General features: G+C 44.8%; 12 protein-coding genes. All 12 read right to left on the minus strand.

The window, feature by feature from the left end; genetic code table 11:
- Positions 1-10 precede the first annotated feature (10 nt).
- Complete coding sequence (gene carA / locus FKQ60_RS10900; RefSeq protein WP_040904677.1) at positions 11-1,150, minus strand: glutamine-hydrolyzing carbamoyl-phosphate synthase small subunit; 1,140 nt, start codon at positions 1,148-1,150, stop codon at positions 11-13.
- A gap of 478 nt (positions 1,151-1,628) precedes the next feature.
- Positions 1,629-2,438: a 4-hydroxy-tetrahydrodipicolinate reductase gene (dapB, locus tag FKQ60_RS10905; RefSeq protein WP_040904912.1), complete on the minus strand. Its 810-nt coding sequence runs from the start codon at positions 2,436-2,438 to the stop codon at positions 1,629-1,631.
- Positions 2,439-2,530: 92 nt separating this feature from the next.
- Positions 2,531-2,929: an 8-oxo-dGTP diphosphatase MutT gene (gene mutT / locus FKQ60_RS10910; protein WP_004395942.1), complete on the minus strand. Its 399-nt coding sequence runs from the start codon at positions 2,927-2,929 to the stop codon at positions 2,531-2,533.
- A gap of 71 nt (positions 2,930-3,000) precedes the next feature.
- The gene (secA, locus tag FKQ60_RS10915) at positions 3,001-5,712 is read right to left on the minus strand and encodes a preprotein translocase subunit SecA (protein WP_040904679.1); all 2,712 of its coding nucleotides are present in this window, start codon (positions 5,710-5,712) and stop codon (positions 3,001-3,003) included.
- A 451-nt stretch (positions 5,713-6,163) separates the two neighbouring features.
- Positions 6,164-7,081 carry a UDP-3-O-acyl-N-acetylglucosamine deacetylase gene (gene lpxC, locus FKQ60_RS10920; RefSeq protein ID WP_004395944.1) on the minus strand — a complete coding sequence of 306 codons (918 nt, stop codon included), beginning with the start codon at positions 7,079-7,081 and terminating at the stop codon, positions 6,164-6,166.
- Between the two features lie 95 nt (positions 7,082-7,176).
- Positions 7,177-8,391, minus strand: coding sequence for a cell division protein FtsZ (gene ftsZ, locus FKQ60_RS10925; protein ID WP_004395945.1), 1,215 nt, complete (start codon positions 8,389-8,391; stop codon positions 7,177-7,179).
- Between the two features lie 30 nt (positions 8,392-8,421).
- A complete protein-coding gene (ftsA, locus tag FKQ60_RS10930) occupies positions 8,422-9,684 on the minus strand; it encodes a cell division protein FtsA (protein ID WP_004395946.1) in 1,263 nt (420 codons plus the stop codon).
- A 14-nt stretch (positions 9,685-9,698) separates the two neighbouring features.
- Entirely contained in the window at positions 9,699-10,457 is a 759-nt protein-coding gene (locus tag FKQ60_RS10935; protein WP_040904680.1) for a cell division protein FtsQ/DivIB, read from the minus strand.
- A gap of 178 nt (positions 10,458-10,635) precedes the next feature.
- Entirely contained in the window at positions 10,636-12,099 is a 1,464-nt protein-coding gene (murC, locus tag FKQ60_RS10940) for a UDP-N-acetylmuramate--L-alanine ligase (RefSeq protein ID WP_004395948.1), read from the minus strand.
- Between the two features lie 3 nt (positions 12,100-12,102).
- Entirely contained in the window at positions 12,103-13,179 is a 1,077-nt protein-coding gene (gene murG / locus FKQ60_RS10945) for an undecaprenyldiphospho-muramoylpentapeptide beta-N-acetylglucosaminyltransferase (protein WP_170904555.1), read from the minus strand.
- Entirely contained in the window at positions 13,166-14,353 is a 1,188-nt protein-coding gene (gene ftsW, locus FKQ60_RS10950; RefSeq protein WP_158144257.1) for a cell division protein FtsW, read from the minus strand. The genes murG and ftsW overlap by 14 nt, the downstream gene beginning before the upstream one ends.
- Before the next feature lie 5 nt (positions 14,354-14,358).
- Positions 14,359-15,690, minus strand: coding sequence for a UDP-N-acetylmuramoyl-L-alanine--D-glutamate ligase (gene murD / locus FKQ60_RS10955; protein ID WP_154169109.1), 1,332 nt, complete (start codon positions 15,688-15,690; stop codon positions 14,359-14,361).
- Positions 15,691-15,695 lie beyond the last annotated feature (5 nt).

Genomic DNA, 15,695 nt, shown 5'->3' on the forward strand with positions numbered 1-15,695 from the left:
CTACTCCGAATTAGGCTGTGTGCTGTTTAATTAATTCAATGAAATGATCGAAAAGAGGTGCGGCATCGTGGGGACCAGGGCTTGCTTCTGGGTGACCTTGGAAGCTAAACGCAGGTTTATCAATACGATGAATGCCTTGTAAAGAACCATCAAACAGTGATTTGTGTGTTGCGCGCAGCGTATCTGGTAAGCTTGCTTCATCGACAGCAAAGCCATGATTTTGCGCTGTAATCATCACTACGTCACGCTGTAAGTCTTTAACTGGATGGTTGGCACCATGGTGGCCAAATTTCATTTTTACTGTCTGCGCACCAGAAGCCAAGGCTAGAATTTGGTGTCCTAAACAGATCCCAAATACCGGTAATCCCTTCTCTAAGAACACTTTAGTGGCTTCAATTGCATAAGTACACGGAGCTGGGTCACCAGGGCCATTGGATAAGAAAACACCATCAGGCTTCAGTGCCAATACCTCTTCGGCTGAAGTTTGAGCCGGAACAACGGTTAAGCGGCATCCTCGGTCAACCAGCATACGCAGGATGTTACGCTTGGCTCCGAAATCGTAAGCAACGACGTGATAAGGCAGTTCGCTGTGGTCTTTTGCTTCAGGAAGTCCACCTTCCAACGTCCACGAACCTTGTTGCCATGCATACGCTTCTTGTGTTGTAACCTCTTTCGCAAGATCCATTCCTTTTAAGCCAGGGAAATCTTTCGCTTTCGCTAACGCGAACGCTTCATCACAATGCTCACCAGCCATAATACAGCCATTTTGCGCACCTTTTTCACGTAGAATACGTGTCAGTTTACGCGTATCAATATCCGCAATACCGAGAATATTTTGTGATTTAAGATAGTCAGAGAGAGAAAGTTGATTACGGAAGTTAGAAGCGATAAGAGGAAGATCGCGAATCACAAGGCCTTGTGCATGAATAGAAGAGGATTCTTCGTCTTCAGAGTTGGTTCCGGTATTACCAATGTGGGGATAAGTGAGAGTAACAATTTGTTGAGAATAGGAAGGATCAGTGAGAATTTCTTGGTACCCCGTCATCGAAGTATTAAAAACAACTTCACCAACGGAAAAACCCTCTGCCCCAATGGACACTCCGTGGAACACTGTCCCATCTTCTAGGACCAACAGTGCTGGTTTACTCAAGACAACCTCCAGAATAAAAATGCATTAAATATAAATTAAATCGCAAATCTGCCTTCCTGTTCGCAGCGATACGTTGCTTGAGGCTATATTAGACAAATTGGCGGTATTCTAAAGTTCACACTAATCTCTGTCAACAATCGTTGATAAATTAAATTTTTATTTATCAGCTTGCCAACAAAACTAACACCAAAGCCATCAAAACAACACTTTTCTCTCCACTTTACTGCTAATAATGATGAAATAAATAAAAACCCTGGAAAACACGCCGTATAAAAAATCACTAAAAAACCAAAAACAAAAGCAAACGATAAACAAAGGACAAAACAAACAAAAATAGAGCTTACAAAACAAAAGCCCATCAAGACCTTCATTTTAATACACTAAAAATCGATAAAAAGGCTTTTAGAAAAAAGGAAACACGGGAGTTTAACTTGGGTAAAAAAAATGCGCCAACCTAAGTTAGCGCATAATTATGTAATTAAAGCTCATTCAAATTGAGCACATCGGTCATCGAATAAAGTCCAGCGGGCTTATCGGCTAACCAGATAGCCGCTTTGACGGCCCCATTAGCAAAGGTCATGCGATCGGTCGCTTTATGAGTGATTTCTACTCGCTCACCGATATCGGCAAACATTGCTGTATGTTCACCGACAATATCTCCGGCACGAATTGTGGCAAAACCGATTTCATGACGAGCCCTCTCGCCAGTGATCCCTTCACGTGCATAAACCGCAACATCACTGAGATTATTTCCCATCGCGTGAGCAATCGCTTCTCCCATACCAATCGCCGTTCCAGAGGGAGCATCCACTTTATAGCGATGATGAGCTTCAATGATCTCGATATCGCAATAATCCCCCATCACTTGCGCGGCTTTTTCCAATAACTTAAACACCAAGTTAACCCCAACGCTGTAGTTCGGAGCCATGACAATTGAGACCTGTTGCGCGGCAAGCTTAATTTGCGCTAACTGAGACTCATCAAATCCAGTTGTACCAATGACTAATTTTTTATGGTGTTTTTCGCACAGTTCAATATTGGCTAACGTACTAGAGGGAGCAGTAAAATCAATAATTACATCGAAATCATTCACGGCTTGCTCTAAGTTATCAACTAAAGCAACATCAAAGCGTCCTTCTCCACACAACTCTCCAATATCAACACCGACTAGTGAAGATTCTGGACGCTCAGAACCTGCACCGACGATAGTATTGGGGTTATAATAACTTGCCTTGACGAGATTGCGTCCCATACGACCAGCTGCACCTGCAATCGCAATTCTTATCATTGCTTCTTTCTCCATTTCTCATTCCATGGTTCGCGATAGACGATTTATCCATTGCCCTTAAACTAACAACTATCCTCGATGCTGGCTAGCACTTAGAGTAACTCTTTCATTACTCGCTCAACAATCACCACATTAGCCTCTGGGAAGGAATGGCGAGCTAATTCACTGATCGCTACCCATTTACCTTGTTGGCCTTCTTTACCAAAAGGCTGTCCCTCAAAATGGGTCACCAGCATAAAATCGAACATTAAGGCTTTATCAGGGTAATCAAACTCAAGGTGTTCAAACAAGGCCTGCTCGGTAACCGTGATACCAATCTCTTCATGCAATTCACGACCCAAGGCTTGCTCGATACTTTCACCGACTTCAACCTTTCCTCCAGGAAACTCCCATAAACCACCTTGATGTTTATCATCAGGACGTTTCGTTATATAAATCTGTGAGCCTTCAGAATTAACAATAATCCCAGCAACGATATGAATGCGTTTCATGCGTTTTCCCATACGATATAGATTTAAAAAAAGAGTCGCCTAAGCGACTCTTTTTACTGGATTAAATAAAATTAATCAATTTTACCGTGGCACTGTTTGTATTTTTTGCCACTGCCACAAGGACAAGGTTCGTTACGTCCCACTTTACGCTCTTCACGCACCATCGGATGATGCCCATCGTCTTTGTTTTGGTTATCGCTACTTGCATGTTGCGCTTGAGCACGACGAGCAACTTCTTCTGCTTGAGCAATACGTTGAGCTTCCATACGTTCCACTTCATCTTGCTGCTGCACGCGAACTTTCGACAAAATAGCAATCACATCGGATTTTAGCGAATCAAGCAAACCTTCAAACAGTTCAAACGATTCACGCTTATATTCCTGTTTTGGGTTTTTCTGCGCATAACCACGTAAATGGATCCCTTGACGTAGATGGTCCATGGCTGCAAGATGCTCTTTCCATAACGTGTCCAGTGTTTGCAACATGACTGATTTTTCAAAGTTACGCATGACTGAAACGCCAACCGCTTGCTCTTTCTCTTTGTACACGGTAGCCGCTTGTTCCAGAATCCGTTCACGCAACGCTTCTTCATAAAGCTTGTCATCTTCATCTAACCAAGTTTGAATCGGTAGAGAAAGATCAAAGTCATTTTTCAAGCGCTCTTGCAAACCTTCGATATCCCACATCTCTTCTAACGATTGTGGTGGGATGTAGGTATCAATCACCGAGTTAAACACATCAACACGATTGTGTTCAATCATGTCACTGATATCATCGACTTTCATTAGCTCATCACGAAGCTCATAAACCACTTTACGTTGATCATTGGCTACGTCATCGTATTCCAGTAGCTGTTTACGTATATCAAAGTTACGACCTTCAACTTTACGTTGTGCCTTTTCAATTGAGCGAGAGAGCATTTTGCTTTCAATCGCTTCGCCTTCATCCATACCACTCTGAATTAAACTCGCCATACGATCTGAGGTAAAGATGCGCAGCAAACTGTCTTCCATTGAGAGATAGAAACGCGAAGAACCCGCATCACCTTGACGCCCAGAACGACCACGCAACTGGTTATCAATGCGACGAGATTCATGACGCTCGGTACCAATAATATGCAAACCACCGGAGGCCAAGACTTGATCATGCACTTTTTTCCACTCAGCCTTGATTTGATCAATCTGCTCTTGAGTTGGGTTATCTAACATCTCAATGTGTGCTTGCCAGCTCCCACCGAGGACAATATCCGTACCTCGACCCGCCATGTTGGTTGCAATGGTGACCGCGCCAGGTTTACCTGCATCGGCAACAATTTCTGCTTCTTTCTCATGAAACTTCGCATTCAGCACGTTGTGCTTGATCTTAGCTTTTTTCAGCGCATTAGAAAGTAGCTCTGATTTTTCAATCGAGACCGTACCAACCAGTACTGGCTGACCTTTTTCTACTCGATATTTAATATCTTCAATGATCGCGGCAAACTTCTCTGCTTCGGTGCGATACACGACATCCGGCATATCGTCACGAACCATTGGTTTATTGGTTGGAATAACCACCGTTTCCAAACCATAAATCGACTGAAACTCGAAAGCTTCTGTGTCAGCGGTTCCCGTCATACCAGATAATTTTTCATAGAGGCGGAAGTAATTCTGGAAGGTAATAGAGGCTAAGGTTTGGTTCTCATTTTGAATTTTGACCCCTTCTTTCGCTTCAACCGCTTGATGTAAGCCATCAGACCAACGACGTCCTGGCATCGTTCGTCCGGTATGCTCATCAACAATAACTACTTCACCATCATCGGTAACAATATAATCGACGTTTTTCTCAAATAAGACATGTGCGCGCAGTGCCGCATTCACATGATGCAATAAGCTAATATTGGTCGGAGAATATAAGGTATCCCCTTCTTCCATCAAACCATTACGAATTAACAACTCCTCAACAAACTCCTGCCCAGTTTCGGTCAGGTAAACCTGCTTGGATTTTTCATCCACGGTATAGTGACCATCACCACGATAATCTTCAGAGTCTTCTTTATCTTGCTGTTGGAGATTGGGAATCAGTGTATTGATTCGTGTATATAATTCAGAGCTATCTTCAGCAGGGCCAGAGATAATCAATGGCGTACGCGCTTCATCGATTAAGATCGAGTCCACCTCATCCACTACCGCAAAAAAGCGTTCACGTTGAACTCGGTCTTCCATACGGAAAGCCATGTTATCGCGCAAGTAGTCAAAACCGAATTCGTTGTTGGTGCCGTAAAGAATATCAGCAAGATAGGCTTGTTTTTTCTCATGAGGTGGCATATTCGGAACGTTAATCCCAACGGTCATGCCCAAAAACTCGAATAAGGCACGGTTGGTTTCCGCATCACGTTTAGCTAAGTAGTCATTGACGGTAACGATATGTACGCCCTTACCCGCTAACGCATTAAGATAAGCGGGTAATGTTGCGGTGAGTGTTTTACCTTCACCAGTACGCATTTCGGCGATTTGCCCAGCATTGAGTACCATACCACCAATTAATTGCACATCGAAATGACGCATGCCAAACACACGCTTAGAGGCTTCACGTACCGTGGCAAAGGCTTCGGGTAACAGTTGATCCAACGATTCTCCCTGCTCAATACGCTGACGAAACTCGATAGTTTTCGCTTTTAGCTCATCATCAGAAAGCGCCGTAAATGCAGGTTCAAAGTTATTGATCTCTTTAACAATTTTTCTTAAACGGCGCAAGGTTCGGTCGTTGCGACTGCCAACCACCTTTGTCAGTAGCTTAGTTATCATTTTTTATATATCTCTCTTTACTTGGATCGTCCCGATCTGCTTTAAATATTTCCAGTCTCTCTCTATCTTCAACTAAGGATACTGAGATAAATCATGTTCCTTCGATATTGTGCTGAAGATGTTTATTTTCAAGACACTAAGCCAATTAAGTCATGCTCAGTGTAAGGATTTTTCTCGATAATCATCAATGGTCATAGCACCAAAGGCGTAAGATACCATTTTACTTAATCAGAACGAAGTCTGTTATGGCAACTAAACGCCATTAACATGGTCATCGCGATTCCAATCTCAAGCGGCAAAATGTGATTAAGTACCCTAAGAGGCAACTTATTACCGCCGTTCTTCTAATAGATTGCCGCTTTAGATAACCATAAAATAGGTAGGATGCTGTTCAAGATGAGTAATAAATAAAAAAGCCAGACTGAGTCTGGCTTTTTTATTTATTCGTCGTTCATGCGATAACCATATTCGGCTCAGCGAAAGCAACCGGAGATCCTGCTTCTTCTTCGAATGTTGCCCATTCCCACGCTTCTTGGTCAGCCAATAGCGCACGAAGTAACTGGTTATTTAGACCATGTCCTGATTTGTAAGCTCTGAACTCACCGACAATCGCATGGCCACACATGTAAAGATCACCAATAGCATCCAACACTTTGTGAGTGACAAATTCGTTAGCAAAACGCAAACCTTCTTCGTTCAGAATACGGTAATCATCAAGCACGATAGCACAATCAAAACTCCCACCGAGGCAGAGGTTTTGAGATTGTAAATATTCAATGTCACGCATAAAACCAAACGTTCGAGCGCGAGAAATCTCTTTTACAAAACCTTGCGAAGAGAAATCAAACACCAGATGTTGCTCGTCACCATCAATCGCTGGATGATTAAACTCGATCTCAAAATCCATTTTAAAGCCATTGTGGGGACGTAACTCTGCCCATTTGTCTTCATCTTGGAAACGTATTGGTTTTTTGATACGAATGAAACGCTTAGGCGCATTCAGTTTTTCAATACCAGCCTGCTGCAGTAAATATACAAATGGGCTAGCACTGCCGTCCATAATAGGAATTTCCGGAGCATCTACTTCAACAATAACATTGTCGATTCCCATGCCAGCCAAAGCCGCATTGAGATGCTCAACGGTTGAGATACGAATACCATCGTCATTCACTAATGCTGTACATAGCATAGTATCTCGGACTGATGCCGGATCAGCAGGAAAATCAACAGGTGGATTAATATCAGTACGGCGATAAATAATACCCGTGTTTGCAGCAGCAGGGCGAAGAGTAAGCGTGACTTTACGACCAGAGTGAAGGCCCACTCCAGTTGTTTTCACTATTTCTTTCAGAGTACGTTGTCTGATCATCTACTTGCCTCTATTTCGATGCCACAAAGCTCGACCGATAAAAACCGACCGACATCTTACCAAAATTTTGAACGGTGTCAAATTGTGGCGCTATTTTAATCAGCCTGACGACGTAAAAAAGCCGGAATATCCAAATAACCGCTCTCTTTTTCTGGCTTAGGTGCCGTACTTTGGCCTGCAGAAGAAGCACTACTCGTCGTTGATGCTGACTGAGTTTTCACTTCTACCTTTTCCTGCAAAGGCTGTGCCATTCTCTCTTCCACTTTAGCCGCCGAAACAACGTTCTGTGGTTGAGCAATGGCGGTGGTTTTCGGTTTGCTACCACCAGCAACTAATGTGATATCTGGCTTTCTCTCGTTACCAATACCGGTTGCTACGACTGTTACACGAATTTCATCGGCCATATCTGGATCAAGTGAAGTACCAATCACGACTGTCGCATTGTCTGATGCAAAAGCTTTAACCGTGTTACCCACCGTTTCAAACTCATCAAGACGCATATCCAAGCCAGCCGTAATATTAACCAGTACGCCACGAGCTCCTGCTAGATCGATGTCTTCTAGAAGCGGACTTGAGATGGCCATTTCTGCCGCCTCTTCTGCTCTATCTTCACCTCTAGCCACACCGCTACCCATCATGGCATGACCCATTTCAGACATTACTGTTCTTACATCAGCAAAGTCGACGTTAATCATACCTGGACGAGTAATTAACTCAGCGATGCCTTGTACGGCATTTTTAAGTACGTCGTTCGCGCTGGCAAAGGCTTCAAGTAGGGTAATACCACGACCCAATACTTTGAGCAGCTTCTCGTTAGGGATGGTAATTAAAGAATCAACATGTTTCGATAGTTCTTCAATCCCTTGCTCCGCAAACGCGAGGCGCTTTTTACCTTCAAAGCTAAATGGCTTGGTCACTACAGCAACCGTTAGAATGCCGAGTTCTTTTGCCACTTCTGCAATCACCGGAGCAGCACCAGTTCCAGTACCACCACCCATACCAGCGGCGACAAATACCATATCGGCGCCAGAGAGAATTTCTTTAATTCTTTCTCGATCTTCAAGAGCAGCATCACGCCCCACCTGCGGGTTAGCACCCGCGCCGAGTCCTTTAGTAATGTCACCACCAATTTGGATAACCGTACTGACATTGCTTTTACGAAGTGCTTGCGCATCTGTATTGATACTGATGAATTCCACGCCTTCGATGGACTCACGCACCATGTGTTCTACAGCGTTACCGCCACCACCACCCACTCCAACGACTTTGATTACCGCATCGTCAGACATTTCCATCATCGGTTCAAACATGTGTTATCTCCGTTTTTCCTGCTTATCAGGTTAAAACTCTTTTTGTATCCAATTACGCAAGCGGCTGAATAAACTCGATACTGATTGGCGCTTAGGCTCTTGATAATCAGTATCATCACTTATTTGGCTATCTCTTGCGTAATGAAGTAAACCCACCGCCGTAGAATGATACGGCTCTTTTACATAATCGGTTAGACCACTCACTTCGAGCGGTTTCCCCACCCTAACTTGATTACGGAATACTCGCTCTGCACAGTCGACTAATCCTTCAATTTGCGCAGCACCGCCAGTCAATACCACTCCGGCAGCGAGATGGTGTTTAATACCATCTTTGCGCAACTTATCTTGCACCGTGTCGATGATCTGATTCACTAACCCCATTAACTCAGTGTAGCGAGGCTCTATCACTTCCGACAAGGTTTGTCTTTGTAAACTTCGTGAGGGACGTCCACCAACACTCGGAACGTTAACCGTATCATCCTTGCTCACCAGTTCACTTAATGCGCAACCATATTTTACTTTGATCTCTTCAGCATCGCTCACAGGCGTACCAAAAGCAAACGCAATGTCACTCGTCACCGCATTACCAGCATAAGAGAGCACTTCAGTATGTCGTAACGCCCCCCCCGTCCAGATAGCAATATCCATGGTACCGGCGCCAATATCGATCACACAGACACCAAGTTCACGCTCATCTTCGGTGATCACCGCATGACTAGCGGCTAATCCTGAATACACTAACTGTTCAACTTTCAGCCCACAACGTTCCACGGCTTTAATAATGTTTCGAGCCATATCGTTGTGACAGGTGATCAGGTGGACGCTCACTTCCATACGAACCCCTGATAATCCTAGTGGATTTTTAATCCCTTCTTGATAATCAATGGTAAATTCTTGAGGAATAACATGTAAAATCCGTTGTTCTTCGCCAATTTTAATCGATTTGGCAGTATGGATTGCTCGATCCATATCGTCTTGGGAGACTTCTTCATCAGAGATGGTTCCCATGCCTTTCTCTATACGGCTTGCAATATGTCGGCCAGATATAGATAAAAAAACGTGACTTATTTGGCATTCTGCCATTAATTCAGCTTGATCGACGGCGCGTTGTACCGATTTGACGACAGATTCCAGATCGTTAACGCCGCCTTTATCCATACCTCGTGATGGGCTACTGCCCGCACCGATGATATTAATTTGACCGTCAGGTAGGATCTCACCGACCAACGCGGACACCGTTGCGGTACCAATATCTAATCCAACTACAATGCTATCATTGGCCGATTTCGTCATTTAAACTCTCTTTGTCACTCTTGCTCTGAGAACCAACCTACTGCGGCACCTGTATCGTATCTGAGATCGATATAACTGACTCGCTCAGCATCTTGCCCTAATCGCTTATAAAGTAGGAAAAAACGGGCAATACGCTCATCTAATGACTCTTTACCTAATTCTAAGCGGATACCATTATCCAAAATAATTTGCCAAGCACGGCGCTCATTCAATAGTAGGGAAGAAATATTTAACCCTAACGCTTGAAACTGTGGATTATATTGTCGCCACACAGCGAGTACTTGCGGACCACTGTCATCGGGGCCATACAATTTAACATACTCTTGTTTTACCGCGGCGATATCGCCATTGAAAACCTTACCTTTATCGTTGAGCAGTGCATTACCATTCCAAATCGCAGCCACTTGATGTTCGGTTAAAAAAACCTTAATGGTGTCTGGCCATTGTTTACGAATAGAAGCATGCGCAACCCAAGGGATCGCTTGTGCTCGGCTCTGTAAAACATCAATATCTTGCGACATAAATGTGCCAATATGGTCTAACTCAGCAAAGGCGCGCTGGACATCGAGTGTCGAAACATAATGTAAATCGCCCTGCAAGACTAATTGGGAAAGGGGCAGACGATGCTCATCCCACATCCAACTGATCGTTGAGTACAACAAAGCGCCTATCAACAGCAGCACCATCAGGAAAAAGCACCCTGAAGCGGTATGCTGTTTCACTTGAGATGAAGTGGATAAGCGACGACTTTCGGTTAACACATGGTTAATCAAAGTCCGATGATCCTGATGTCGACTAGCAATGTGATTCCCTATATCGTTGCTCAATAAAGGTAAAAGCACTGACGTTAACCCTCGAATTATACTGAGCCGATGAAAAGTATCAAATACTCAAGTAAAGAAATCGGTGCTTAATGGTCATTTATTTGCCATAAGTGCTCAGTTATGCAACTTATAGACACTGTTGCATCTGCTCAATATCCAATTTCAGTGCAGCAAGTTGTTTGGCTATTTTACCAATATCACCCGCACCTTGCGTCAATACTAAGTCACCATCTTGCAGAATATTGGCTAAAACTGCAGGTAATGCTGCACTATCTGGAATAAAGATCGGATCTATTTTTCCACGGCGGCGAATCGTTCGGCACAATGAGCGTCCATCAGCTCCAGCGATCGGCTTCTCTCCTGCAGAATAGACATCCAACATCAGTAAAACATCGACCTGCTCAAGTACATGAGCAAAGTCATCGTACAGATCACGCGTACGGGTGTAACGATGAGGTTGGAAAATCATCACTAAACGTTTTTCTGTCCAACCATTACGAGCAGCCTTAATGGTTACATCAACTTCAGTAGGGTGATGACCATAATCATCCACTAACATAACATGGCCATTACCTGTGGCAAACTCACCTAAGTGGTCAAAACGACGCCCAGTGCCTTGAGTACTCGCCATCGCACGTAAAATCGCATCATCGTCAATATCATCTTCACTGGCAACGGCAATCGCGGCAGCCGCATTTAATGCATTATGTCGACCAGGAATATTTAAGGTAATCGCCAGATCCGCCTTATCTTGGCGCAGCACGGTAAAATGACCTTGCTGACCTTGTTGGTGGTAATCGGCAATCCGCACATCGGCATCCTCCGAAAATCCATAAGTAATCACATGGCGACTGATACGAGGGATAAGCTCTCTGACTACCGGATCGTCAATGCATAATACCGCTTGACCATAAAAGGGCAGATTATGTAAAAAATCGACAAACGTCTGCTTAAGGGTTTCAAAATCACCACCATAGGTATCCATATGGTCAGCTTCAATATTAGTAACAATCGTCACCATCGGTTGCAGATGTAAAAACGAAGCATCACTTTCATCCGCTTCAGCAATTAATATCCTGCTTGACCCCAAACGTGCATTAGTTCCTGCACTTTTTACCAATCCACCGTTGACAAAAGTCGGGTCCAGACCCGCTTCAGAGTAGATTTGCGTGACTAAAGCCGTCGTCGTGGTTTTGCCATGCGTTCCAGCCACAGCAATACCGTGTCGAAAACGCATTAATTCAGCGAGCATTTCTGCGCGTCGTACGACAGGAATTCGCTTTTCTCGAGCAGCAATGATTTCAGGGTTTTGCTCATTAATTGCCGTTGACACGACAACCACACTTGCTTGCGATACATGTTGTGCTTGATGACCAAGATAAATCGTTGCCCCTTTGTTGGCTAAACGCTCAGTCACCGCATTACTCGATAAATCAGAACCAGTTATATGATAGCCTTCATTGAGTAGCACTTCTGCGATGCCACTCATTCCCGCGCCGCCAATGCCAATAAAATGAATACACTTTACTCGACGCATTTCTGGAACAAGGGCACGAATTTGCGCCAAGTCTTGAGTATGTTTAATTGTCATTGATCATTTCTCATGTTTATCTGCAGTGATGGCGATAATCGCCTCGGCAACCACTTTATCCGCATTCAGCTTAGCCGCTTGTCTGGCTTGCTTAGCCATCGTCAACAATTGTGATCGGTCGAGATTGGCGATGGTACTCGCTAATCGTTCGCTGGTCAGTTCAGGTTGTTCGATCATTAACGCCGCGCCACTTGAAACAAGATGATCCGCATTAAGCGCTTGCTGACGATCTTTATGCATAAAAGGAATAAAAATAGCCGCCACTCCCGCGGCTGACACTTCGGAAACGGTTAACGCACCAGAGCGACAAACGACTAAATCAGCCCATTGATAGGCATCTGCGACATCATCAATAAATTCCGTCACCTCAAACTGAGTACAACCTAAATCTGTGTAAGCTTGCTCGACTTCAGAATGATGATGTTTACCCGCTTGATGGCGTATGTGGTAACCGTCACCCAAGATTGCCATGACCTCTGGCAGGGTTTGATTTAAGACCTGTGCACCTTGACTTCCACCCATGACCAAAATCCGAATCGGACCTTGTCGTTCCGCTAAGCGCTCTGTTGGTTCAGCAATTTGAGTGACATCCGTTCGCACAGGGTTACCCACTACCGAAGCATCACTGAACGCACCAGGAAAAGCTTGGAATACCTTAGTGGCTATTTTCGCTAGCCATTGATTGGTTAAGCCTGCGACAGCATTTTGTTCATGGAGAATCACCGGAATACCCAGCAACCAAGCAGCAATCCCACCAGGTCCACTGACGTAGCCTCCCATTCCCAATACCGCATCAGGCTGCCACGCTTGCAAATGACGGCGCGCTTGGCAAACAGCATTTAAGATTTGCCATGGCGCTTTTAGTAAACGCAATACACCTTGGCCGCGTAACCCTTTAACGCGAATAAAGTCAATCGCAATGCCATGCTTGGGAACCAGTTCAGCTTCCATGCGATCAGCAGTACCTAACCAACGAATCTCCCAACCTTGTTGTTGGAGCTGTTTTGCCACCGCCAAGCCGGGGAACACATGTCCCCCAGTGCCACCAGCCATGACCATTAAACGTTTATTTTTCTTCATGATGTCTATCTTTTCTTCTATCTTGCAAACGACATTCGTGATCAATTCTTAATAAAATCGATACCGCGACGGACATAACAATCAAGCTTGAACCGCCGTAACTGATCAATGGTAGCGTTAGCCCTTTGGTAGGCACCATGCCTGAAGCGGCGCCGACGTTAACTAAGGTTTGAAAAGCAAACCAAATACCAATCCCAAACGCCAAATAACCACCAAATTGCTGATCATGTTCAAAGGCTTTTCGACCAATCAACATCGCCTTAAGTACCAAACTAAAAATCAACATCAGTACTAAACTAACGCCAACAAATCCTAACTCTTCGCCCATTACCGCAAAAACAAAGTCGGTATGGGCTTCCGGTAAATATTCTAATTTTTGAATCGAGTTACCCAGACCTTGGCCCCACCATTCGCCACGACCAAAGGCCATTAAGGATTGAGTGAGCTGATAGCCACTGCCAAAAGGGTCTTCCCACGGGTCAAGAAACGAGGTAACACGACGAATACGATAAGGCTCTGCCGCAATCAAACCAACCACGACTAACACGCCTGCGACGACTAATGCCAAAAATTGAGATAATTTAGCGCCAGCAATAAACAACATGCCAAATAACGTAACCAGCATGACAATCACTGTACCTAAATCTGGTTGCAACAGCAGCAGCACCGCTAACGCTGCAAAGACCATGATCGGTTTCATGAAGCCACCAAAAAAAGTGGCGCGTACTTCATCTTGTTTACGAACCAAATAGCTAGACATAAAAATAAATAGCGCTAGCTTAGCCACCTCTGCAGGCTGGAGATTAAACAAACCAAGTGGGATCCAACGTGAGGCCCCATTAACCGATTTACCCGCGACCAAAACCACAATCAGCAATACAAAGGCGAGGGCAAGAAACACCGAGCTATAACGCATCCAACGCTCAACCGGGATCTGCAAAATAATCGCCGATGTCCCCAGAGCTAAAATCAAAAAAATCCCATGCCGAAACATAAAGTGAAAGGGTTGATCGGTTAGACGAGAGCTGATCGGAAAAGAAGCCGACGTTACCATGACAAGACCAATCAACATCAATCCTAACGCAAGCCAAACTAACTGCCGATCAAACAGCGCTGTCGGTGACGGTGTTTTTAGCCAATGAACGAAAGCGCTTAGCGTGCTTGAGATGGACACAGAGATTACCTTTTTGTATAGGCGTAGTGTTTAGCTAGCGCCGCGAAAGCGTCTCCCCTAGCCATAAAGTTGTTAAACTGATCAAAGCTGGCACAAGCCGGAGAGAGTAAGACCATATCCCCCGCTTTCAATTGCGGATGAATCTCTTCAAGGATCGCGGATAAACTTGGGTAGTACCGCGCTGAAGGGTGTAATGGCATAAATTGTTGCCCATCAACACCAAAACAGCATAATTTAACGGGTAACGTCGCCAAAATAGGCTTCAAAGGAGTGAAGTCAGCACCTTTTCCTACGCCACCAACCAGCAAATAAAGATCACCGTCTACCGTAAGGCCCGATAAGGCGGCCAAGGTACTGGCTAAATTAGTCGCTTTAGAATCATTGACCCAGCGAATGCCATCATACTCTACAACCAGTTGGCAACGGTGTGTCAATCCAGTGTAAGACTTTAACGCCTCTAATGCGTGGGTATACTCTATATTTAGGGCGTCTAAGAGTGCGAGAGCCGTTAAGGCATTAGCGATATTATGTCGCCCAACAAGGCTCAGTTGAGAAACCGCCAGCACAGGCGTACCTTTAACCGATAAATATTCCTCACCCTGATGTATCTCTAGCGAGTAATCGGCAGAATTTGCTAAACCAACACTGAGTATTGGCCCTGAAAAGTCATCCGGTGACGTTTGTCGATCATCAGCATTAATCACCGCGGTTTTGGCATGATTAAAAATACGTAGCTTGGCTTGGCGATACTCTGCCATTCCAGAGTAGCGATCCATATGATCTTCGGACAAATTTAAAAATGCCGCCGCAGCTATTGATAAATGATCTGTCGTTTCCAACTGAAAGCTCGATAACTCTAAAACATAGAGATCAGCCGCTTCCGCTAATAGATCGAGTGCGGGCACACCAATGTTGCCCCCTACCGCCGTTTTCACGCCCGCCGCTTTCGCCATTACTCCAGTTAAGTCGGTCACCGTACTTTTACCGTTCGATCCAGTAATGGCAATCACTGGCTTATCAACATGCCAAGCAAATAGCTCAATATCACCAACAACAGGAATGCCAGCAGCAAGCGCTTGCTGTATTTCAGGCGTCGCCAATGCAATACCCGGATTGGTGACAATCAAATCCGCGTCGAGTAGCCAGTCCATATGCCAGCCACCACAGTGCAAAGCGACGTCCGGTTGCAAAGACTCTTGACCTGGAGGCGAGAGTCGAGTGTCAATAACCTTAACCTGAAGCGCGGGGTGATAGCGACGTAAATAATTGACCACTGAAAGGCCAGTAATGCCTAGCCCAACCACCACAACTTGCTGAATGTCTTGCCAACGATCCATGACTC

The organism is Vibrio sp. A11 (assembly GCF_013048705.1).
In the GTDB taxonomy this organism is placed as follows: Bacteria; Pseudomonadota; Gammaproteobacteria; order Enterobacterales; family Vibrionaceae; genus Vibrio; species Vibrio metschnikovii.

What these genes read in the sequence shown, in the direction of transcription:
- dapB (WP_040904912.1), bottom strand. Translation starts at nt 2,438, where the DNA reads ATGATAAGAATTGCGATTGCAGGTGCAGCTGGTCGTATGGGACGCAAT.
- mutT (WP_004395942.1), bottom strand. Translation starts at nt 2,929, where the DNA reads ATGAAACGCATTCATATCGTTGCTGGGATTATTGTTAATTCTGAAGGC.
- secA (WP_040904679.1), bottom strand. Translation starts at nt 5,712, where the DNA reads ATGATAACTAAGCTACTGACAAAGGTGGTTGGCAGTCGCAACGACCGA.
- lpxC (WP_004395944.1), bottom strand. Translation starts at nt 7,081, where the DNA reads ATGATCAGACAACGTACTCTGAAAGAAATAGTGAAAACAACTGGAGTG.
- ftsZ (WP_004395945.1), bottom strand. Translation starts at nt 8,391, where the DNA reads ATGTTTGAACCGATGATGGAAATGTCTGACGATGCGGTAATCAAAGTC.
- ftsA (WP_004395946.1), bottom strand. Translation starts at nt 9,684, where the DNA reads ATGACGAAATCGGCCAATGATAGCATTGTAGTTGGATTAGATATTGGT.
- murC (WP_004395948.1), bottom strand. Translation starts at nt 12,099, where the DNA reads ATGACAATTAAACATACTCAAGACTTGGCGCAAATTCGTGCCCTTGTT.
- murG (WP_170904555.1), bottom strand. Translation starts at nt 13,179, where the DNA reads ATGAAGAAAAATAAACGTTTAATGGTCATGGCTGGTGGCACTGGGGGA.
- murD (WP_154169109.1), bottom strand. Translation starts at nt 15,690, where the DNA reads ATGGATCGTTGGCAAGACATTCAGCAAGTTGTGGTGGTTGGGCTAGGC.